Origin of the sequence: Prevotella sp. P5-92 (assembly GCF_002251245.1) — a bacterium.
GTDB lineage: Bacteria > Bacteroidota > Bacteroidia > Bacteroidales > Bacteroidaceae > Prevotella.
This window is the reverse complement of sequence record NZ_NPJG01000129.1, coordinates 23,249-44,509: the sequence shown is the minus strand read 5'-3', so window position 1 is coordinate 44,509 and position 21,261 is coordinate 23,249. Positions and strand designations below refer to the sequence as shown.

Here is a 21,261-nt window from a genome sequence, read left to right as displayed (position 1 = left end):
ATGTGGAAGTGTGTCCCGAATGCGGAGAAATCAAGATAAGCTACAACAGTTGCCGAGACCGTCATTGCCCCAAGTGTCAGAACAAGGAGCGTGAGCAGTGGATTTCTTTCCGCAGGGAGGAGATTATCCCCGCGAAGTACTTCCATGTGGTATTCACGGTGCCGGATTGCCTGCATCCTATAGCCATTAACCATCAGGCTGCCTTCTACGATTGCATGTTCAAGGCCGCATGGGCCACCATCTCCGCCTTTGCAGGCGATAAGAGACTGCGTACCGGTATGACCGCCATTCTTCATACGTGGGGTTCCAATCTGTTCTACCATCCGCACATTCACTGCATTGTGCCGGGTGGCGGGATGGACAAACTCGGTATGTGGCATCATCTCAATGGTTGTGAAAAGAGTGACTTCCTTTTTCCCGTGCATGGCATGAGCGACAAATTCCGTGGAAGATTCATGGCTCTGCTCACAAGGAGGCTGAAGGAAGATGGTTTCGTCATGGCTAATTACATACGAAAACAGTGCTTTGACAAGGATTGGGTCGTTTACTCCCGTCCTCCCGCAAAGGGAGTGAATCAGGTATTGGAGTATATTGCCAGATATGCATATCGTGTGGCGATAACCAATTCCAGGATTCTTGACGTGACAGACAATAGCATCTCATACGACTACAAGGACTACAGGAAAGGCGGCAAGCATGGAGTAATGACCATGGAGATTGGCAAGTTTCTCGGTTTGTTGTCACTGCATGTGCTACCCGACAGGTTTGTGAGGATACGCCACTACGGCATACTCTCACCTTGCAACAGGGATGCACTGCGCAACATACAGAAGCAGCTCGATGTGCCGCCCGTGCCGAAAGAAAGGACAAATAAGTCATATCTTGAGATCTGTCAGGAGAATGGTTGGGAGATTGGAGTATGCAAGGAATGCCATTGCCAGCGTATCATCATAAGGATTATAAATCCAGCCCCGAGAGCCCCGCCATTCTTTGTGAAGCGTATAGGTAACTAAGCAGGTAGTCCGCGAAGTGCTTTTCTTCGTGGACAGCCTCTTTGTGCCCTAACGCGTCGTAAAACACTTTATATTGTATCATTTGTGGCATGATTTGAGATTGTGACATCTCTGTTTGTATATATTCTAAGAGGTACAAGTCCGTTTTTCTCATCCGTAAGTTGCCACTTGCCTTTTGGAAACCATGCAAAAACCAACATCTTTCCCCATAATATTCTGATTACATTTGCGGCGGACGTACAACGGTCGGTGCTTCATATCGCCTTCCAGGCGAGACGAAGCCTATCTTGTTATGTTATACTGCGAAAGGGCTCCTTTGCCGTAAAGTTGTTCGAACCAAATTATGTATTCATTAATTGCATCTAGTAAGGGTTGTTTGAACGTCAAAGGGGTATTTACATAAGCTTGTGCTTGCTGACTTAAGAAAAGAGAATTTGTCATTTCTATATTAGAATCAGACAAATCGTTTGCTAGTGCTCTGTTCTTGAAGATATCAGAGACTTGCAGTGCATTTGCAACATTGTTTGCTAAGCAGCTCAACTCAGATGCATACTTACATGCGGTATCAACGAGTTTGGTTGAAGGGGTGATATCTTTGAATTGATGGTAATCAACAACAAGCATATTCCCTTCATGAGAAATATACTCCGCATAGGTATCTATTTCATCTATCATAGCAAAGAGTCTATCCACATTGTACGCATTACGTGATTTGATGATAATACGGTTATGAGACATGAGTATCCTTTGGTAGTCGTTTCCGAATTCTCTTGGATCGTTTTCATGATAACATTCCGGCAAAAAATTACTTTTCCATATGATCAATGATGTAGTGGTATCTGTCTTCTGTGGAAATTATATTTCCATCGTCATCAACAACACAAATACCTCCGTTTTTAATAGCGGTCTTCCACATGGTAGCTTTAGGCCACTTATTGTTCTGATCCATCAAATATGGAACTGCCAAAAAACCTTCCTTGAATACACGTTCGAAACCTTCTGGAGTATAGAGGTTTGGAATATGCTTCTCCAACAATCGAATAGCTTCACGTGCATCATACAATAGCGCCTCATATCGATATCGCACATCTGCATCATGAGCCATATCAGGAATCACACCAATCTTACGGGCAAAGCGATATGAGTGAAGAGCATTTAATGTAATCTTGATACTATCTTTGATAATAGGAGGCGTTGCAAGACGGACAGCCTCTGAGTAGTTCACTACATGAATAATCTCAGGACTATTCTCGTTGTCTGGCTCCAAGTCGTCCATCATACAAGTAACAGCTGCCAACTGAATCTTTGCATACTCTAAATCAGGAGCAAAGTAATCCAAACCGCCTCGTGTCTGAAGGCTCACCTTGAAGTTATCATCTTCTAATTCACGTACCAGTTTTATCATCGCTCTACCCTTTGCCAAATCCTGTACTCCCAATGTATATTTAGGTGTATTAAGCATATTCTGAAGCACCATGTGTCTTGCTCCCATCTTTTTAATTGCCTTGGCTGCCAAGAATCCGGATACAATGTAAGTTATATCATCACCTCCACGGAATGCAAAATGATGAGGAACGTTAGGTTCTACCGGTTTTCCTGTTGTAACGATATACCGAACAGCTTCAAAATGTTCACGTAAGTTTTCAAGTAGCGTATTATTTCCTCTACCATCCAACTCATCAAACCACCAGAAACTCAAAGCATGCCAACTAATATTAAGTGAACGCTCATGAATGCGAGCCAATTTTGGAACATCCTTAGTCCCTGAATAGGTACGCACAAGCATAGGTTTTGCTGCTTCACGAATCTGCTCATACTCCATTTCCGAGTTAACAGGTACACCGCCACCATTTGACTTTCCTTCCCAATCCTCGCCAAAGTTCGATTGAGTCAACTGACTGCTTCCGATAGACAGTACATCCAGTAGTTTTGAATTTGCCAAATCATTACACCAAGAATTATACTCCTTCAAAGCCTCCAAACGGTTCTCGTTGTATGGACCAGAATGAGTACGGATGATAGGCAAAGTATGCTTTTCACGAGCGTAACACAAACGAGCAATATAAGAATCTTTTTTTGTACCACACTCATTATATCCAAAGTGATCCTGAGCAGGTTCTAGCTTCCAGCGCTCACTTTCAACTAGTTCTTTGGCAAAATCCCAACGCATATTATCGTAAGGATTATCATTTACTAACGACTTCGGAAGTATATGTTCAGGTACTCCATACATTCGCAATGAAACAACAGGTGGCTCGTTGCCAGGGAATACCAATATTTTGCCTTCGGTCTTCTGAGTGACCAAATCACAAGCATCAGGCAGACCGGCAAAACTCATTTCTTTGATAGGACCACCTTGCTCAACGAGCATCTTGTCTGCGCTTAATTGCTCATACATAGTCATAAAATAATCACAGCCATCCTGAGGATCCATTCTGTAACTGAAACTGATGCGATTGATTTTATTGCTCAGAATCCAATTCTTAAACAGACTATAATTATTTAATTTCTTCAGTTTCTCAACAGCCTCGCCAATCTCATCCTTAGCTACAACAACTTTATAGCCACAGTCACGAAGCAAATTGGCCATCGTGTAAATGCCCATAGTGTGAACATCAACTTTTGTTTTGATGAAACCAAAGACATCGTTGGAATGTGCTTTATTCTCCATTTGCAATAAAATTCAAAATTTCTTCTTTTGTTTTACCCTCTAAACCGAGGTTCTTAAGTGAACGTCCATTTGTATGTAAGTCCATATCCAAAAGTGCTTCTATTGTGTTTACCATTGATTCCAACAAAGGAACCTGAAGACCAGCAGCCTTACCTAATTCCATAATGGGGAGTACTCCTGTTGGTATATCCTCCGTCAACTGACGAGTAAAGATTGATCCTGGAGCCTTGATGTCATGATAGGCAGGATTGTTCTTCATTCGCTCACAAAGGGTTTCTCCCTCAGTGTCCTTATACGCAAACTTGATCCACTCTTTCACACTCAAAAGGTCTATACCGTATGCCTTTCCAACTGCTATACGTTCTGCATCAAACTTCTCAATGAAACGAGCTACTTGATCTGTCATGTCTCGATAGAACCAGAACTGATCTTGACGCTCAATGGTAGCCGCATTGAAGAGACAAACACATGGATGAAACATTGCGCCTATATTTTCCAAGCTTGTATGAAGTACATTATCAGTCTTCACAAAAGAAGGATATATCGGGTTGATTTTCTCCAAGATATAATTGGTATCAGATGCAGGCAAACCGGCAAGGAACACTTCATCTTTAACTCCAATTACATTTACTGTTCCATTCTCGACGATACGGCAAGCATATACCAAAGTCTGAGCCTCTCCAAGGTAGTAGCGGCAAGTTACACCATTATCTTTCAATGTCTGCTTGAACACCAACGCGCCACATGTACGACCTGGATTCAATATTATAACTATACCATCTGTAACGTAAGGAGCAATACTCTTGGCAACAGCTCTATGCGCATTTGCAACAGTAGTAACCATTACTATTTCAGCCCCTGCCACAGCTTCCTCAATATCTGTCGTTATGGTAGAAATCTTGCCAAAACCGCTCAATTTACCTTCAAGAGTAATGCCACCCTTCTCATTTAGTTCAGAGATTCGCTTTTCATCAATGTCATACAAAGACACCTCATATCCCTGCATTGCGAGATAGCCTGATATTGACTGACCACCATTCCCTGCACCAATAACTGCAATTTTCATATTTATTAAGCCAACAAATTATGCATCATTATATCTTCGCCCTTGTCTGATACCACCTTAATGTGAGAATCAACGTAGTTCAGCTTCTCTTGAAGAGCATCTGCAGTTTCTGCAGTAATTAAATAACCGGCAGGACGATCGCCACTTGTTTCTGCATGACTAATCTCCATACCCTTTGTCTTATATTCAAAGTATGAGTCAATAATACCTTGCTGCTTAAGTTCTTCGAGACCTTCAATATGATCAAATACCCCTGGGTTGCAATACAAATAAACCATCTTGCAGAAGCTGACTAACTTTGAAGGACTAACAGAAGGTTTTCCTCCTAATACGAGGTCAACATACTTAGACATTATGTTGACACCTGAAAGGACACGAATGAGATTGTATTTAGAACCTCCGCCCATACGAGCACTAAACTCTATAACATTGACATCAGTGCCATTAGCTATCATCTGAATAAATAGAGGGCAATCCTTCAAACCAAATGCTTTTGCGACCTGATTGCCGATGACCTTTAATAATTCTTCCTGTTCCTCATTAATGGCTGGATAGTCGCTACAAAGTATAGTGAAAGATTTGCTATTCTTAATTTTTAGAGATGTCGTAGCACAAAGGAGTTTTGCTTCGCATCCCTCGACATAATAGTCAACCGATATTTCGTTTCCTGTCTTGAACTCCTCAACAATAGCTTTCTTAGTACGGCTTAATTTAATTGCTTCTTCAAGATATTTAGTAATATCAACAATGTCATCAATGCGCTTCACTCCTTTTGAAGAATTGCAGTCAACAGGCTTTACTACAAGTGGAAGAGAAAAATCCTTTACAGCATCTAAATCAACCTTATCGAGGATGACAAACTTTGCTGTTGGAATATTATTGGCAAACAGCACATTCTTCATATACGACTTGTTTGTAACATTCAAACCCGTCTGATATGACAAGTAACAAGGCAAGTTAAGTTGCTCTGATACATTTGCTACAGTAAGTAACGCCTGATCGGTGCATGCTGTTGTAATAAGGTCAACCTTTTGATCTATTGCGATCTCTTTTACTCTTTCAACATCCAGTGTGCTTGCAACAATATGCTTATCTGCATAAGGACGAGCCGGTGGGTTTTCAAAGTAATCAACTAATATGGTTTCATGACCTCTTGCTTTAAATTCGTTGATTAATGCAATTTGATCTGCACCTCCTGCCAAAACTAAAATTTTCATATTTATCTACTATTGAATAAATAATAAAAGTATTTTTTATTTCTTTATTATATTAATGATATGTTCTATTTCTTCTTCGGACAGTGCATGATGCATAGGAAGACAAATGACACTGTCGGCCATTCTGTGGGCATTGGGCAGATTCTCAGGTCTTGCACTCTCCAATCCTCTGTAGGTAGAGAACTCAGAGATAAGAGGATAGAAATACCTGCGGCCTAGCACGTTTGCTTCCTTCATCTTGAAGTAAAGCTCATCGCGTGTCATTCCGTATTTCTCGGCATCAACAAATATGGGGAAATAGCTGTAGTTGTGTTTTACACCGGGTATATCGTCGAAGAAGGTGATTCCATCAACTTCTCGTAATGCCTCACGGTATTTGATGGCAACTTGATGGCGTGCCTCGATGGCTGCATCCACCTGTTTGAGATTAAGCAATCCGTAGGCGGAACGCATTTCGTCCATCTTGGAGTTAATGCCAGGACCTACAACGGTCACCTCTCCTGCAAATCCGAAGTTTTTCAGATAGTCTATACGTTTCTTAGTAGTCTCATCATGCATCACCATGGCTCCGCCCTCAATGGTGTTATAAACCTTGGTGGCATGGAACGAAAGTGTTGACATGTCACCACAATTGAGTATGCTCTCTCCATTGACCTTTACTCCGAAAGCATGGGCGGCATCGTAGATTACCTTCAAGCCATACTTGTCAGCAATTTCCTGAATGCGCTTGGTGTCACAAGGTTTGCCATATACGTGTACAGGCATGATGGCTGTAGTCTTTGGGGTAATCGCAGCCTCTATAAGGTCGGGATTGATGTTGCCCGTTGCTGGGTCTATATCCACGAATACTGGTTTGCAACCGTTCCACCATATAGAGTGTGTTGTTGCAACGAAAGAGTAAGGCGTGGTGATCACTTCACCTGTGATTCTCAATGCCTGAAGAGCCGTGAGAAGAGGGAGCGTACCATTGGTGAATAGACTCACGTATGGCACACCAAGATACTCTGCCAATGCAGCCTCCAGCTGTTTGTGGTAACTGCCGTTGTTTGTTATCCACTTGCTATCCCAAATCTTCTTCAGTTCCTCATGGAAGTCATCGAGATTGGGGAGCAACGGGGATGTAACTGTGATAAGTTTATTATCCATATCTTTATTTTATTAATGTTTGTATTCGTAAAAAACGAGGTTTCTTATCGTACCATCTGAAGAATGGTTTCTCAATAAGTTTAATTCTTATTATATCTATTATTGTGCAAACAATGAAGATGATAACTACAGAAGAAAGAATGTATAATACCAATTGGAATGGATGGAGGTTATAATGTCCAACACAATCCACGGTATCTTTCCAAAGCCACTGACGCATCGCATCTGAATTTGCATGTATGAGTAACACTCCAAATGTTGATGCACCGATTGTATTTATCAATTTGCTGTATGAGACATTCATGCTCTTAAACCAAAGGAAGGACGATATTGCCACAAGGACTGCAAAGAATTTGTTTGAATCGCTGACAAAAAATGTTACTTTATTAGGGGCTACATGATATGACATGACAATCACACTAAGTAAGGCCAGAGCTATGCTAATCAGAGTTGCAACAGGCCATATCTTCTTATTACTCATTGATGGATGAGGATAAAGTCTTATATATGATGCGATAAGATATATCACTCCAAACCATGTCACATAATTTAAGGCAACATTGAATTTTGGAGTACTTCCAAGGATGGTATACATGCAGATTAACAAACAGAGAAGCACCTCATGCTGTCGTTTAGTCATATTCCTGATGAGTATATTCCAAAATGGAATCGTTAGCCAAAAACCTATGAAGCAACTGGTAAAGTTGCTGTTGAAGCCCCAAACGGGAGAGAGTAGCTCGACTATTCTCACGGGGTTCATTGTCTCGTAACCTGCAAACAGGAATATAGCGAAAATCGTTATTTTGTAGATATATATCCAGAGCATCAACTTAATGAATTTACGTAGCGAGATGCTACTTGTACACATGAAGTAGCCTGTAATCAGCAGAAAGCAGTTGATACCGGTTTTACCCCACATACCTATTGCCCATAGTATGAGCGTATTGACACTGGTGGGATTTCCTGACATTGGGCCTTCTGGGGAGACAAGTTCTGAATTGACCACACAATGGTGGGCAACAATAAGCATCATACAGATGATGCGATACAATTCCAAATTGGAGAAGCGTTCTTTACCCCCCCCCCCTACAATTGGTTTCTGAAGTTTGACATTACTCATATCACTTTACCTGATACATATTCTCGTAATACTTCTGATAAACGCCGCTCGTCACGTTGTCGAGCCACTCCTGATTCTCAAGATACCACTTCACGGTCTTCTCTATGCCCTCCTCAAACTGCAGACTTGGCTCCCAACCGAGTTCTCTCTGCAACTTTGTTGAGTCGATGGCATAGCGGGCATCGTGTCCAAGGCGGTCGGTGACGTAGGTGATGAGGTCGAGGTCTTCGCCTTCCTTGCGTCCGAGCAGACGATCGACGGTGTTAATCACAACCTTGATGATGTCGATGTTCTTCCACTCGTTGTATCCTCCTATATTGTATGTCTCAGCCACCTTGCCCTCATGGAAGATGATGTCGATGGCACGGGCGTGGTCTTCGACGAAGAGCCAGTCGCGCACGTTCTCGCCCTTGCCATATACCGGCAGTGGTTTGCGGTTGCGGATATTGTTGATAAACAACGGGATGAGCTTCTCGGGGAACTGATACGGACCGTAGTTGTTCGAGCAGTTTGTTACGATAGTCGGCATTCCGTATGTGTCGTGGAAGGCGCGAACGAAATGGTCTGAGCCAGCCTTCGATGCCGAATATGGAGAATGAGGATTATACTTTGTTGTCTCCAGGAAGAAGTCCTCACCGTAAGCCTCGTGATGCTGTGATGAAGAAGCCTTGGTGGTGAAGGGAGGTTCGATACCCTCGGGATGAGTCATCGACAGTGCTCCATACACCTCGTCGGTAGAGATATGATAGAAGCGCTTGCCCTCATATTTCTCGGGCAGCGACTCCCAATAGAGCTTTGCTGCCTGCAGCAGAGAGAGTGTACCCATCACGTTGGTGCGTGCGAAGGTGAAGGGATCCTTGATACTTCTGTCCACATGGCTCTCGGCAGCGAGATGGATAATACCGTCAATCTGCTCGTCCTGCATCAGCTGATAGAAAGCGTCGAAGTCGCAGATGTCCATCTTGACAAACTTATAATTTGGTTTGTCCTCGATGTCCTTGAGGTTGGCAAGATTGCCCGCGTATGTCAACTTGTCCAAGTTGATGATGTTATACTCTGGGTATTTGTTCACGAAGAGGCGAACCACATGCGAGCCGATAAAGCCTGCGCCGCCAGTAATAACTATATTTCTTTTCATATTCATTATTAATTATCACGAATTGTCGAATTTGAGAATTATTCGCTAATTCGGGACTGATTAAAGATTTGCTTGACCTGTTCTTTCAACTTCTTCCACAACCTGAAGCAGATACTGTCCGTACTGGTTCTTAAGCATCGGCTTGGCAAGCTCACGCATCTTGTCGGCTGTAATCCAGCCTTTGCGGAAGGCAATACCTTCAAGACAAGCAACTTTCAAACCCTGACGTTTCTCTAACACCTCTATGTATGTAGATGCCTCAGAGAGTGAATCATGCGTTCCAGTGTCAAGCCATGCGAAGCCACGGCCTAAGGTCTGTACCTTCAGCTCTCCATCTTCAAGGAATCGCTGATTAACAGTAGTTATCTCGTATTCACCTCTTGTTGATGGCTTGATATTCTTTGCTACCTCAACCACCTTGTTAGGATAGAAATACAATCCGACTACGGCATAATTGCTCTTTGGCTTCGAGGGTTTCTCTTCTATACTAAGGCAGTTGCCTTCCTTGTCAAACTCAGCCACGCCATAGCGTTCTGGATCGTTGACCCAATAGCCGAAAACTGTCGCTTTCTTGTCTTCCTCTGCAGTATTAACAGCCTCAACAAGCATGTTGGTAAGACCTGCACCATGGAAGATGTTATCACCAAGGACAAGGCACGCAGCATCGTCGCCAATAAAATCGGCTCCAATAGTGAATGCCTGTGCGAGTCCATCGGGCGATGGCTGCTCGGCATACTCGAACCTCACCCCGAAGTCGCTACCATCTCCAAGCAGTCGCTTGAAGCCTGGCAAATCGAATGGAGTACTGATTATCAATATCTCACGGATGCCGGCAAGCATCAATACGGAGATAGGATAATAAATCATCGGTTTGTCAAAAATGGGTATCAGCTGCTTGCTGATGCCCTTGGTGATGGGGTACAATCTGGTACCGCTGCCACCGGCTAATACTATACCTTTCATAAACTTCAATCCTTTCGTTTATGCATTATCGGCTGCATTCGGCATAACTCAAACAAGTTTGGTTCTGCTCTCATTGGCACGATAATTCATTTTGGTTATTTGTATAATTTGTCGTTTATATCAAAGTCAAGCACAGCATCTTTAAGACATGCATGCTTCAAATCTTTCTCGCTGAGTATCGCTTTCTCCATAGGTATGCGCCAGTCAATGCCAAGTGATTCATCTTTGATATTTATGCCACCATCGGCCTCTGGGTGATAGAATTCGTCGCATTTGTATTGGAAGACAGCGGTCTCGGAGAGCACTGCGAAGCCGTGAGCAAAGCCACGAGGTATGAAGAATTGACGATGATTGTCTTCCGTCAGTTCCACAGCCACATGTTGACCGAATGTCGGGGAGCCTTTGCGGATGTCAACGGCTACGTCGAGGACTGCGCCTTTAACGCAGCGCACGAGTTTGCTCTGGGTATATGGCATGCGCTGATAGTGCAGACCACGCATCACACCGTATGATGACATTGACTCGTTGTCCTGCACGAAGTTTATACTATTACCAAGGATAGGTGTTACTTTCTCGTCAAACTCTCGCTGAGAGAAGCTCTCGAAGAAGTAGCCACGGGAGTCTTTGAATACACGGGGCTCAATGATGAGCACGCCGTCTATTGATGTTTTTAGAATTTCCATAATGTCGGTGATTGCTGATTTCAATAATAAAAGACCTAATCCCTACGGAATATATCTCTTGTATATACCTTTTCCTCTACATCGTTGAGACACGCATCATAGCGGTTGGCGATGATGGCATTGGACTGAGCCTTGAACTTGGCGAGGTCGTTGACAACGAGGCTGCCGAAGAAAGTGCTGCCATCTTCAAGGGTTGGCTCATAGATGATGACATTGGCTCCCTTAGCCTTGATGCGCTTCATGATGCCCTGGATGGCAGACTGACGGAAGTTGTCGGAGTTGGATTTCATGGTGAGGCGATAGAGGCCGATGGTGACTGATGATTGATTATTGATTGATGATGACTGATTATACTCGTTGTTCTCAGAATATGCATACCAGCCTGCCTTGCGGAGGACGGAGTCGGCAATGAAGTCCTTGCGAGTGCGGTTGCTCTCTACGATGGCCTCGATGAGGTTTTCGGGTACGTCCTTGTAATTGGCAAGGAGCTGCTTGGTGTCCTTGGGCAGACAGTAGCCGCCGTAGCCGAAGGATGGATTGTTATAATAGTCGCCTACACGTGGGTCGAGACTCACGCCACGGATGATGCTTTGTGTGTCGAGGCCTTTGACCTCGGCGTAGGTATCAAGTTCATTGAAGTAGCTGACACGGAGGGCGAGATATGTATTTGCGAAGAGCTTGACTGCCTCGGCTTCTTTCATGCCCATGAAGAGAGTATCGATATTCTCTTTTATGGCTCCTTCATGAAGAAGTTGGGCGAATGTCTCGGCAGCTTCCTTCATCTTAGCTACGTCTGTTACTTTCAAGATGGCATCATTCTCTTCCTTGAAGTCTTCACGTTCGATTATCTTGGGATAACCCACGATAATACGGCTGGGATAGAGATTGTCATAGAGAGCCTTGCTCTCGCGAAGGAACTCTGGAGAGAAAAGAAGATTGAACTGCTTCACTCCTTTTGTCGCATACTTGACGTAGAGGTTTCGAGTATATCCTACGGGGATGGTACTCTTGATGACCATCACTGCATCGGGGTTCACCTCTAATACAAGGTCAATCACATCCTCGATATGATGAGTGTCGAAGAAGTTCTTCACAGGGTCATAGTTTGTCGGAGCTGCAATGATTACAAAGTCTGCATCTTTGTATGCATCACGACCATCGAGAGTAGCTTTAAGGTTCAGTTCTTTTTCAGCAAAGAATTTCTCGATGTATTCATCTTGAATAGGTGATACACGGTTATTTATCTTTTCCACCTTTTCAGGTATAACATCAACTGCTGTCACCTGATGGTTCTGTGACAACAATGTTGCCATTGACAAGCCAACGTAGCCTGTACCGGCTACAGCAATTTTCAAATTTTCAAATGTGTTCATATTATTATATTTTTTGTTTCTACATAATTATTTGTGAGTACCGTAGGGATTCGAACCCTAGACCCCTAACTATTATATCTTATTGGCTTTAAATACGCGTGGCTCAAAGTTGAGCACGTTGTCTATTGGTGTTTTTATTATTTCCATGATTAATTAATGTCGGAAAAGTTGTACTCCTTCGTTTATAGTTATTTTGAAAATTCTTTTATCCTTTGTTCCTCCTTCAGTGAGCAGATAAGAATCCTTCCTTCTTTTTCTGCCACGATATATCCATTTAGACCTTGCACTACAATCTTTGCGGCATTGGATGCACTCACGATACAATCTTTACATTCATACAAGCTGATATGGTTTCCTACTATTGCATTGCCATCGGCATCTGTAGCAACATGTGTCTGCACAGAACCCCAGCTGCCAAGGTCGCTCCAACCAAAATCACCGGGAATGGTGAAAATCTTCTGAGACTTCTCCATCACGGCATAGTCGATGCTTATCTTGTCACATGTAGGGAATAGTCGGCGCAGCTCCGGCTCTTCATTCTCAGTAAAGAATGAATTGGATAGGTCATCCATGATAGAAGCAAGCGAAGGTTGGAATGTACGTATCTCTTCCTCTATTGTCTTTACATTCCAAACGAAGATACCGGCATTCCAAAAGTAATTGCCAGCCCTGAGATATTCCTCTGCTGTAGCAAGGTCTGGTTTCTCTTTGAAACACTCAACCTTAAGGATTTCATCTTTAGCTACCTCGTTCTTTGCCGCAATATATCCATAACCTGTTTCCGGGCGGGTGGGCTTTATGCCTACAGTGACGATGGAGTCATTCTTGCTTGTAAAATCAAGCGCTTTTGCAATGATGCGCTGATATTCCGCAACATTCATCACTATAGCGTCAGAAGGTGTTACCACGATATTGGCATCTGCATCCTTCTTCTTGATTTTCCAACATGCGTAGGCTATACATGGTGCAGTATTGCGAGCCTCCGGTTCTTTCAAGATGTTTTCGTCTGGTATGCTCGGAATCTGTTGTTTCACAATCTCCGAATACCTTTCATTAGTCACTACCCACATGTTTTCCACTGGGCATATTGTCTGGAATCTCTCCACCGTCAATTGTATCAGTGTTTTCCCGACCCCAAGGATGTCAATAAACTGCTTGGGATATTCAGGTGTAGAGATAGGCCAAAAGCGGCTACCAATGCCGCCAGCCATGATTACTATATGTGTATTGTTATTCATTTCCTATAATAATTAAGTTCTATCTGGATTTTATTCTTCCTCCGTAGGGATTAGAACCCTAGACCCCTAATTTTTATATCTTATTGTCTTTGAATACAAGGGGCTCAATGATGAGCACACCGGGGATATTTGTTTTTATAATTTCCATAAAAGTTTGTCTAAACTATATAATGTGTGTCCGCAAGCGGACTGTTTTGGGGAACGTGAATTTAGGGGAATTAACCGTGAATTTAAGGAAATGAGTCCGCAAGCGGACTTGTGTGGGTAGTAAGCACTCAATGCCTTTCACCTCATTTAGAATGAGGCGTTTGGCATAGTGAAAAAGTTCATTTTTACCATTTCTGATGATTATGCCAGCTTGATTGCCCATGGTACGAGCGTCTCATAGTTGGTGTTCCTTCTCATCACGCCCTTTCTTTCTGTTCTCGCTACGATGCTTCTGGCTTAAAGACTTGCCCGAGTAAGTCTGCTTGTTGTGGCGGTTGTTAAGGGACTGGAGATACTCGCACTGGTTTTTGAAGAACTCTAGCATTTCATGGAGGCCGTCAATCTCCTTCTTATGACGCTTCTCGTTCGCATTTAGGTCATCTATAGTCTTCTGCAAGGTCTTGAGTAAACGACCATTATAACGTAACCACTATTTTTCAAGCATTTACGAGATAACTTTTTGCAAAAATAATACTAAATTATTGTATTGGGGGACATAGATTGTCCATAATGGTACTGCCACACTTTAATGCATGGCAGCACCGTAGGGTTACCTTGAGCTCTCTGCCAACATTAGGGTGTAGGCCTTGTAGTAATCGCCTTCTGATATGGCTTCCTTAACTTTTGGGGGCACACCCGTGATTTCCAAAGGCTTGGCTTTGCCATCCTCGCCGATGATGTTTACACGTCCGTCTATGGCTCCTATTGCGAGGTTTGCAAACAAGGAGTCGGAGTCGAGCAATGCGGCTCGATGCTCGTCAGATTGTCTTACGGAATCGGATGTAGCGTCACTGGGGGCTAAGCCCATGGCATTGCCTAGTTTCATAACTTGGGCTTCGACGTTCTTGCCTTCCCATATTGTGCGGTCGAGATTCCAAGAGAAATTATAGACGGTCTTGCCGAGCGTCTCGTCTTTCTCTTTTTTCTTTCCGGCATGGTGGAAGGTGTAAACCCTGACAAGGTTGCCTTTTCTGAGGTTAATGTCGGGGAAGAGGAATACTCGCGTTTCACTTTGGATGGGGAGATAATCCTTGCCATAGAGATAACGCATTAGCATTAAACCTTCGAGAGAGCACTTGGATGCTGCTTCCAACTCCACATACTCGTTCTGTTGGCCTCTGTTGAAGAAGCCGGAAACAAATACTTTCATAATGTCTTTAATGATTTTTTGAGTTTGTAAAAGCAGCGCGTTTAATTATTTTAGTCCGGTAAACGCGAAACGGACTTGGTACTCGTACCAACTGTTACCTCGAATTCGAGGTTTATATGTTGCACTAATTTTTCACTGCGGTGAAAAAGCTAAAGTCCTGCGGCAATTGTTATTGATTATTGATTATTGATTGAACGAAAACCAAAACCAAAACGAAAATTGGGTTATACGGATGTCCACAAGTGGACTATGATGACGACAACAGGAACAACATAGGACAACTTTGTCCGCAAGCGGACGGGGTTGGGGTGAACGCTAATTTCCACTTATTATCCGTAAATTTATCGTAAATTATTATTTGCTTGTTGGTACGACAGAAGGGGACGATCCTTCATCCGCAGGGGCGGATTGCCGGCATGCCGTTGATTGATGAAGAATGTCTTATTTGACCTTCATTGTTTATCTATCAGTTTAAACAAATCAGAAGCATCGGGAAGTTCCTTATTTGTAGTTCGTGCTTCTTCCAACTCTGCGAATGCCCTTTTGAGGCTCTTACTTACATACTGCTGTTGCTGCAATGTCTTCCTTTGGCGATTAGCCTCTTCCATACGTTGATACAATGCATCCTTAACATTTTGGGACTGTCCTTGAATCAGTGCCCAAAGTGCATCTACAGAACTAATGTTTGTTGTATATAATCTATCCATATTATCGCATTTTGGGTGCAAATATACATATTAAATTTGAGATTTGCAAGGAAATCTTGAAAAATGTGGGGATTTTGATTGCTAATTCCACAAGTCGCGAAGTCCGTCTTTCCAGGCAGGGAAAGGTGGGGTGGTGTTGAGCTCGTTGTAGATATCAACGTTCTTATTGACCAGCATCGCCACTTTGTCCAATAGATTGTTGTCTATATGGGCGATGAGAGGGGTATCGACGTCACCATCACAAAAGACACCAAATCCTCTTTCGTGAGCAGGAGCGTTTCTATGACTTAGAAGACTGACGTCGTCCTTGTCTTCGCCGGTTAGAACGGCAAAGAGAGTTGGACAGTTCTTCTTGATTCTCGGCAGTTGGACATCGGGGTTCTGCATGCGCATGAAGTATTTGTCCCAATTGGCATAGAGCATAATCTTGCCTCCGGTGCCTCTGGTCATGTTGATGATGACATATATGCCAGGCTTCAGTTTAAAGATGAATTCTATGCAGTCCTTTCGGGTGCACAACGTGAGATTCGGCATTTCTTCGTAGAAGGTGGCGCCGGCTTTTGTATCGAGTAGTTTTCGCATAATATAATTAATATTGCTCCGTGTGATAAGGGGACGGGCAGTGTCCGGATCGAGGGGCGGTCTTACATAAACTAAAGACCCTACATGCAATGACTGATGAGTAAGCGTCCAAAAGTGATTAAAACCCTTATAGGACGGGCATTCCGAGAAGCCCGCCTATTTGTGATTTAATTGAAATCATAGTCAACGAAGAAGTCGCGGAAGTTGCGACACTTCTGCTGACTGGTCGAGATGAAAGAACTTATCATGCCTATTTATTGTTTATTGAATTTGACAGCGCAAAGGTACAAACTTTTTCACGGATTACCTAAAACCACTTTTGGACGCTTACCAGAATTGATGATAAAAACGTATTACTTCTTGCCGTGGAAATAGACGTCGCCAAAGTTGTATTCAATGAATATAACCTGAAAGACGTTGTTGTCGCGATAGCCCAAAAATACATGGTTGTCGCCTGAGGCACGGAACACCATGAGACTTGTCATTCCTACTGGGACATGTTGCTTGGCAGCAGCGGTGAGACTGTCAGCCTGCATCTTCTCAAAACCGAAGGAGTGGCGGGCTGAGGTGTTTACTGTGTTCCAGTCCAAACTACTGAGTTTTTTTAAACGCTCAAAAAAAGAAATGAAAAACGAAGAATCGTTATGACAGTTGACATAGCTGTATGGTCGAAGTTCTGAAAAGCCAAACACAATCCTTTCCTGAGGCTTGCCGATGACGGCTGCCTGAGGCTTGGGCTGTTTGATGGCGAACTTCTTTACCATAAGGACTGTAATTATTGCATCTGAGTCTTGAAATATGATTCCATGCTCGACAACGGTATGACAGTACCGCGGTCGTGGGGCTTTGCCTCAATCCAAGGTCTCTCCGTATGGGTGCGGTTCATCAATCCAATGGCTGAGAACTCCCTATAGGCATCATATACCTGACTGAATAGGATTTCCTCCTCTTCACTGAGGGATATCTCCGATTCTACTACAGGTAGAGCGGATGAACCGTATGCTGAGAACACGTCATATACGGTTGGTACAACAGGCCCGTACATCCATGCCTCTACATCCTCAGAAAACAACGGTGTGCCAAAAGCTGCAAGATGATAGCCCTGCTGATAGTAAAGCAGTTTCTGCAACTTCAGGTTGGTAAGACGCTCGCCTCCGTTGGGCTCGTCGTTCTGCGCCTTGAAGATTAATTTCTTTGCTATGTCCAATGCCTTGTATGTCATATCTTTCTAATTTTGGCACAAATTTACGTATTTTTTTTGCTAACGGCAAAAGAAATGTTTATTTTGTAACTTTTGCTAACCTTAATTAACCTTAATAACATTAATTATACGTTGTACTAATTCTCATTGCGGTGAAAAAAGCTAAAGTCCTGCGGCAATTCTGATTATAACGTCTTGAAATAATCGTCAACACTATTCCATTGCTTAACCTTACCTTTATGAGCTTCCTCAAGAGCAAGTTCCACCTCGTTCTTGTTTTTTTTCACCCTTATATTTGTAATGCCGCTAACTCTTTTTAGCAGCCTGCTTATATCTTTTGCCACAGACAGGTCTGAAACATTTATGGTAATCTCAGCCGGTCTTTGTATTGTTGTAACACTTGCCATAATCTTTATAAATTAATGAATCACGCTGCAAAGATACGTATTATTTTTGAATCAGCCAAAGGAAATGGGAGAAATTATTGATTGAGTTGTAAGTATTCAATTTAGGGCACACGTCTGAATATTGATTATTCGCAAGCTCATCAAGCTACGCAAGTTCTTCACACATTATATATTTTCAGCGGTGTTCATCAAGCTAAAGCAAGTTCTTCACACAGCGTTAATATTTAGAGGTGCTCATCAAGCTACGCAAGTTTCTGATTATTCGCACCTTGTTTATTATTAGAGGAGCTCATCAAGCTATCGCAAGTGTCTGATGAGTGATTGATGATTATCACTGATAAAGATATTTGTTAACGACAACAGGGGCTACATGTGACGACTTAGATTGTCCGCAAGCGGACGGGGTTGGGGTGAACGCTAATGTCCATTAATTATCCGTAAAATTATCGTAAATTATTACTTGCTTGTTGGTACGACAGAAGGGGACGATCCTCCATCCGCACAGAGCGGATTGCCTACATGCCGTTGATTGATGAATGTTTACAAATCTTTTGTCCAAAACTCTTGCAGGTTGTCTTTTATGCACTGCATAACAACAGGAAAGGGTATAGGCTCTTTCCTTCGTATCTTTTTCAGGAAAGACTTCCACTGGATGTTTCTTGTCGGGTCGGACGAGAACTTCTCAGTGAATAGCATAAGGGACTCCTTGTAGATGGTATTCCTGTTGCGGAACGTGCTGGCAATGGCTTCGGCAAGCAGCTGTCTGTCTATCTCATGATTTGTGAACAACTGATACACGTCGAAGAAATCCTTCATGCGGCTATTGCTCTCATCTCTGTCCACCATCGTGTGGAATTTCTCGGCTATGAGTGTCTCCAACGAATAGGCGTACAGTTCCACCGACGGCACATCTGGCAATAACAGGGGATAGTCTAACGATAGCGGATAGGGCGTGACTACATCGCCAAAACCAATGTCTATTGAGATTTGCTGCACGATAGTGTCCAAATGGGCGACTACCTTTACACAAGTTCCGGGATATTTCTTTTCCACTGCTATTGGTTCCAAATCAAGGGACGACGGGTCAAAAGCCACGCCGTCATCCACACATTCAATGGCACATATCTTCTCAAAAACGGTCTTAAGGTTGTCACGGTCATTGCTTATGCGCTCTCCAAGAAGGTCGATGTCGATAGTAGGGCGCGCCTTGAATCCGTCTAAGGCAAAAAGCAAGGTACTGCCTTTCAGAAGGAAATGGCTTTTATATGGGCTGACGGAAATGCGGAACAGCAGTCGTTCGTGCAGGTATCTTACCAACACTTTCATATAATCCACGCCCTCTTTCCTCGACAGGTTGAGGAGGCGCGTCCTGATGGATTTTCCTGTATTCTTCGTCATAGTCTCGTCTCCAGGTATTTGGTGAGAATGGTACGCAATCTCAGTCTGCCGGCATACTCGTTTAGCAAGGAGATGTTGCGGGTGTCCATCTTCAAATAGTTGTCTATCACCTCGCCGCATACGTCAAGACCTATCTTATTGCGGTATTTGACGGCATCGCACACAGTGCGTTCCAAGTCGGTGATTCGCACGACATATCCCGACAGTTCCTTCTGCGTGATACCGAATCCGAGATTCTCCTTTTTCCAATAGTATAGGTCAATGATAGGATAATCGGGAAGACGCAGTTTGCGCTTGGCTTCGATGGCAATGCAGAAGGAGGACGGAACTTGTGTGGATAGTCCGTAGTGTGTAAATGCGCTATAAAGACAAAGCACGCCTCCTGGCACGATACGTTCCACATCTACCATATTGTTTGCCAAGGCTTATGTTTCCACATACACTCCATTACGAAGCCTCAGCAGCGTGCCTTCTTCCGTTGCGCGACGCAGTTGTTCATATTCTCCACGGGTTTTCACTTCGCTTGCCTTTATGAATCCTCCGCTTTTTTGTAGTTCGTCTATGATGGTGATATTTCTCATTGTTGAATCTTGATGATTTCGTAATTCTGCTACAAAGGTACTGCTTTTTCTTGAAAAAAAAGAAGAAACTTGTAAAAAGTTACGGAAAATGCATCAATTATCCGTAGATTATCACATATTCTTGTCCTCTAACCATGGCGAGAGGTCAATGTCGCCCAGATCGGCTTGTAGGCGTCCAAAAGTGATTAAAACCCTTATAGGACGGGCATTCCGAGAAGCCCGCCTATTTGTGATCATCATTGTATAAGCTTTCAGTCTATGACTTGAATATATTCCGGTGCGACTTCTGCGGAAACCGCTAACAAGTCGGGAATGATGACTACGAGTTGCTTACCACGCTTCCTGCCAATCCTTATGAAATAGCCTTCCACCTGATCGAACGGTCCGCCATGCACTCTTACTCGCTTGCCTTTGGCGATGTCAATCTTATTCTTGCCTTTGTTGATTTCATCAATTTTATAGAAATGGACCTCTTGTTCCGTCTGATGACACACCTCGATGAAATTTTTCATCTCTTTCTCTGGCACGGTCAGATAGACGAGTCCCTCTTCGGCTTTCCATGTAACGAACTGGAGATTGTAATAATAATTGTGTTTGAAATCCACAATCTGCCTTTGACTTGCATATACAAACACCAGACTATGGATGACGGGTACCATACAAAGGACTTTCTCGCCGTTGATGGTGCGAAGGACTTTCTGCTTGGGTATGAAATGTTTCAGGCCATACGTCTTATGAGAGAGACGCTCTTCGGCAGCACTCTCGTTCTTGTAGGCCCGCATGACATACCACCGTGGTTTATCCTTGTTCAGTCCATTTGTCATAGTATTTTGACATGTATTATTTAGGGAAAGAGCATACTCATGGTTCACCCCGATGCGTGTATCAGGCTGTATATCAGTATCTTCCCGTGTATTTCAACTACAATAGTCATCTATTCTCATTTTTCCGAGTCCACTATTTGCAAGACCTTCTTTCCGGCATGAAATACCGTTCGGATAAGGTATGCAAAAGTGTTTCTCTCTTTAAGAGAAACTCCTCGGCGTTGCGAAATTACGGAAAATACTCCAAACCACCAAATTGTCTATCATTTTTTTATAAAAATACGAAAAACTATTGATTTTCATCAAGCGGATGTTTTGCAAATATGATAATTTACAGCGAAATCATGCCTATGTATCAACTGTTTAGCAAAACGATATTTCTCTTAAAGAGAGAAACACCTTTTTGCCCAACAATCCCCGTTTTTTATTGTGGTTGCGGTATCTCACAGCAATATTATAGTTACTTAAGTTTCGCATGTGCTCAACTCTAAGAAGTTAAGGAAGTTAAGGAAGTTAAGGAAATTAAAGACGTATGTCAAAGCCCAGAAAACTCCCGAAAGGAAGCGAAAAGACTAT

At 43.1% G+C, this 21,261-nt stretch carries 23 protein-coding genes; 1 reads left to right on the top strand and 22 read right to left on the bottom strand.

All coding sequences use genetic code 11. The features are described from left to right. A partial coding sequence (locus CIK99_RS14335) for a transposase (RefSeq protein ID WP_094379682.1) occupies positions 1-1,013 on the top strand: 1,013 nt, incomplete at its 5' end. 282 nt (positions 1,014-1,295) lie between these two features. On the opposite strand, the gene CIK99_RS14330 is transcribed toward CIK99_RS14335, so the two are convergent. The 22 genes from CIK99_RS14330 to CIK99_RS14230 all read right to left on the bottom strand — a co-directional run bounded on the left by CIK99_RS14330 (position 1,296) and on the right by CIK99_RS14230 (position 20,685). Then, positions 1,296-1,706 (bottom strand): hypothetical protein, encoded by a 411-nt coding sequence (locus CIK99_RS14330; RefSeq protein WP_216822814.1) that lies wholly within the window; start codon positions 1,704-1,706, stop codon positions 1,296-1,298. A 112-nt stretch (positions 1,707-1,818) separates the two neighbouring features. Further along, positions 1,819-3,684: a hypothetical protein gene (locus CIK99_RS14325; protein ID WP_094382179.1), complete on the bottom strand. Its 1,866-nt coding sequence runs from the start codon at positions 3,682-3,684 to the stop codon at positions 1,819-1,821. Beyond that, complete coding sequence (locus tag CIK99_RS14320) at positions 3,674-4,750, bottom strand: NAD/NADP-dependent octopine/nopaline dehydrogenase family protein (protein ID WP_094382178.1); 1,077 nt, start codon at positions 4,748-4,750, stop codon at positions 3,674-3,676. The genes CIK99_RS14325 and CIK99_RS14320 overlap by 11 nt, the downstream gene beginning before the upstream one ends. Before the next feature lie 5 nt (positions 4,751-4,755). Further along, complete coding sequence (locus CIK99_RS14315; RefSeq protein ID WP_094382177.1) at positions 4,756-5,967, bottom strand: ATP-grasp domain-containing protein; 1,212 nt, start codon at positions 5,965-5,967, stop codon at positions 4,756-4,758. A 36-nt stretch (positions 5,968-6,003) separates the two neighbouring features. Beyond that, positions 6,004-7,113: a DegT/DnrJ/EryC1/StrS aminotransferase family protein gene (locus tag CIK99_RS14310; protein WP_094382176.1), complete on the bottom strand. Its 1,110-nt coding sequence runs from the start codon at positions 7,111-7,113 to the stop codon at positions 6,004-6,006. Between the two features lie 4 nt (positions 7,114-7,117). Then, positions 7,118-8,233: an acyltransferase gene (locus tag CIK99_RS14305; RefSeq protein WP_094382175.1), complete on the bottom strand. Its 1,116-nt coding sequence runs from the start codon at positions 8,231-8,233 to the stop codon at positions 7,118-7,120. Between the two features lies 1 nt (position 8,234). Further along, positions 8,235-9,371, bottom strand: a complete 1,137-nt coding sequence (locus tag CIK99_RS14300) for a dTDP-glucose 4,6-dehydratase (RefSeq protein WP_094382181.1) — start codon at positions 9,369-9,371, stop codon at positions 8,235-8,237. A gap of 60 nt (positions 9,372-9,431) precedes the next feature. Further along, positions 9,432-10,334, bottom strand: a complete 903-nt coding sequence (gene rfbA / locus CIK99_RS14295) for a glucose-1-phosphate thymidylyltransferase RfbA (protein WP_094382174.1) — start codon at positions 10,332-10,334, stop codon at positions 9,432-9,434. 95 nt (positions 10,335-10,429) lie between these two features. Further along, a complete protein-coding gene (gene rfbC, locus CIK99_RS14290) occupies positions 10,430-11,017 on the bottom strand; it encodes a dTDP-4-dehydrorhamnose 3,5-epimerase (protein ID WP_094382173.1) in 588 nt (195 codons plus the stop codon). A gap of 35 nt (positions 11,018-11,052) precedes the next feature. After that, a complete protein-coding gene (locus CIK99_RS14285; protein ID WP_094382172.1) occupies positions 11,053-12,390 on the bottom strand; it encodes a nucleotide sugar dehydrogenase in 1,338 nt (445 codons plus the stop codon). 188 nt (positions 12,391-12,578) lie between these two features. After that, a complete protein-coding gene (locus CIK99_RS14280) occupies positions 12,579-13,628 on the bottom strand; it encodes a mannose-1-phosphate guanylyltransferase (RefSeq protein WP_094382171.1) in 1,050 nt (349 codons plus the stop codon). 382 nt (positions 13,629-14,010) lie between these two features. Next, the gene (locus CIK99_RS14275) at positions 14,011-14,232 is read right to left on the bottom strand and encodes a hypothetical protein (RefSeq protein ID WP_094382170.1); all 222 of its coding nucleotides are present in this window, start codon (positions 14,230-14,232) and stop codon (positions 14,011-14,013) included. Positions 14,233-14,385: 153 nt separating this feature from the next. Then, a complete protein-coding gene (locus CIK99_RS14270) occupies positions 14,386-14,985 on the bottom strand; it encodes a hypothetical protein (RefSeq protein ID WP_094382169.1) in 600 nt (199 codons plus the stop codon). A gap of 452 nt (positions 14,986-15,437) precedes the next feature. After that, positions 15,438-15,692: a hypothetical protein gene (locus CIK99_RS14265; RefSeq protein WP_094382168.1), complete on the bottom strand. Its 255-nt coding sequence runs from the start codon at positions 15,690-15,692 to the stop codon at positions 15,438-15,440. An 81-nt stretch (positions 15,693-15,773) separates the two neighbouring features. Then, the gene (locus CIK99_RS14260; RefSeq protein WP_094382167.1) at positions 15,774-16,274 is read right to left on the bottom strand and encodes a hypothetical protein; all 501 of its coding nucleotides are present in this window, start codon (positions 16,272-16,274) and stop codon (positions 15,774-15,776) included. 353 nt (positions 16,275-16,627) lie between these two features. Beyond that, positions 16,628-17,038 carry a hypothetical protein gene (locus tag CIK99_RS14255; RefSeq protein ID WP_094382166.1) on the bottom strand — a complete coding sequence of 137 codons (411 nt, stop codon included), beginning with the start codon at positions 17,036-17,038 and terminating at the stop codon, positions 16,628-16,630. 11 nt (positions 17,039-17,049) lie between these two features. Continuing rightward, positions 17,050-17,496, bottom strand: a complete 447-nt coding sequence (locus CIK99_RS14250; protein ID WP_094382165.1) for a Panacea domain-containing protein — start codon at positions 17,494-17,496, stop codon at positions 17,050-17,052. Between the two features lie 164 nt (positions 17,497-17,660). After that, complete coding sequence (locus CIK99_RS14245) at positions 17,661-17,882, bottom strand: hypothetical protein (RefSeq protein ID WP_094382164.1); 222 nt, start codon at positions 17,880-17,882, stop codon at positions 17,661-17,663. Positions 17,883-18,422: 540 nt separating this feature from the next. Beyond that, positions 18,423-19,280, bottom strand: coding sequence for a nucleotidyl transferase AbiEii/AbiGii toxin family protein (locus CIK99_RS14240; protein WP_094382163.1), 858 nt, complete (start codon positions 19,278-19,280; stop codon positions 18,423-18,425). After that, on the bottom strand, positions 19,277-19,690 hold the full coding sequence (locus CIK99_RS14235) for a hypothetical protein (RefSeq protein WP_371591052.1): 414 nt from the start codon (positions 19,688-19,690) through the stop codon (positions 19,277-19,279). The genes CIK99_RS14240 and CIK99_RS14235 overlap by 4 nt, the downstream gene beginning before the upstream one ends. A 15-nt stretch (positions 19,691-19,705) precedes the next feature. Continuing rightward, positions 19,706-19,861: a type IV toxin-antitoxin system AbiEi family antitoxin domain-containing protein gene (locus tag CIK99_RS16135; RefSeq protein ID WP_371591051.1), complete on the bottom strand. Its 156-nt coding sequence runs from the start codon at positions 19,859-19,861 to the stop codon at positions 19,706-19,708. Between the two features lie 251 nt (positions 19,862-20,112). Further along, complete coding sequence (locus CIK99_RS14230; RefSeq protein ID WP_094382162.1) at positions 20,113-20,685, bottom strand: UpxY family transcription antiterminator; 573 nt, start codon at positions 20,683-20,685, stop codon at positions 20,113-20,115. Positions 20,686-21,261: the final 576 nt, after the last annotated feature.

Coding starts and splice junctions, on each gene's coding strand:
- CIK99_RS14305 (WP_094382175.1), bottom strand. CDS start 8,233: ATGAGTAATGTCAAACTTCAGAAACCAATTGTAGGGGGGGGGGGTAAA.
- CIK99_RS14260 (WP_094382167.1), bottom strand. CDS start 16,274: ATGCGAAAACTACTCGATACAAAAGCCGGCGCCACCTTCTACGAAGAA.
- CIK99_RS16135 (WP_371591051.1), bottom strand. CDS start 19,861: ATGAGAAATATCACCATCATAGACGAACTACAAAAAAGCGGAGGATTC.
- CIK99_RS14250 (WP_094382165.1), bottom strand. CDS start 17,496: ATGACATACAAGGCATTGGACATAGCAAAGAAATTAATCTTCAAGGCG.
- CIK99_RS14270 (WP_094382169.1), bottom strand. CDS start 14,985: ATGAAAGTATTTGTTTCCGGCTTCTTCAACAGAGGCCAACAGAACGAG.
- CIK99_RS14255 (WP_094382166.1), bottom strand. CDS start 17,038: ATGGTAAAGAAGTTCGCCATCAAACAGCCCAAGCCTCAGGCAGCCGTC.
- CIK99_RS14285 (WP_094382172.1), bottom strand. CDS start 12,390: ATGAACACATTTGAAAATTTGAAAATTGCTGTAGCCGGTACAGGCTAC.
- CIK99_RS14315 (WP_094382177.1), bottom strand. CDS start 5,967: ATGAAAATTTTAGTTTTGGCAGGAGGTGCAGATCAAATTGCATTAATC.
- rfbA (WP_094382174.1), bottom strand. CDS start 10,334: ATGAAAGGTATAGTATTAGCCGGTGGCAGCGGTACCAGATTGTACCCC.
- CIK99_RS14265 (WP_094382168.1), bottom strand. CDS start 15,692: ATGGATAGATTATATACAACAAACATTAGTTCTGTAGATGCACTTTGG.
- CIK99_RS14300 (WP_094382181.1), bottom strand. CDS start 9,371: ATGAAAAGAAATATAGTTATTACTGGCGGCGCAGGCTTTATCGGCTCG.
- CIK99_RS14320 (WP_094382178.1), bottom strand. CDS start 4,750: ATGAAAATTGCAGTTATTGGTGCAGGGAATGGTGGTCAGTCAATATCA.
- CIK99_RS14310 (WP_094382176.1), bottom strand. CDS start 7,113: ATGGATAATAAACTTATCACAGTTACATCCCCGTTGCTCCCCAATCTC.
- CIK99_RS14235 (WP_371591052.1), bottom strand. CDS start 19,690: ATGGTAGATGTGGAACGTATCGTGCCAGGAGGCGTGCTTTGTCTTTAT.
- rfbC (WP_094382173.1), bottom strand. CDS start 11,017: ATGGAAATTCTAAAAACATCAATAGACGGCGTGCTCATCATTGAGCCC.
- CIK99_RS14325 (WP_094382179.1), bottom strand. CDS start 3,684: ATGGAGAATAAAGCACATTCCAACGATGTCTTTGGTTTCATCAAAACA.
- CIK99_RS14240 (WP_094382163.1), bottom strand. CDS start 19,280: ATGACGAAGAATACAGGAAAATCCATCAGGACGCGCCTCCTCAACCTG.
- CIK99_RS14280 (WP_094382171.1), bottom strand. CDS start 13,628: ATGAATAACAATACACATATAGTAATCATGGCTGGCGGCATTGGTAGC.
- CIK99_RS14230 (WP_094382162.1), bottom strand. CDS start 20,685: ATGACAAATGGACTGAACAAGGATAAACCACGGTGGTATGTCATGCGG.
- CIK99_RS14245 (WP_094382164.1), bottom strand. CDS start 17,882: ATGGCAAGTGTTACAACAATACAAAGACCGGCTGAGATTACCATAAAT.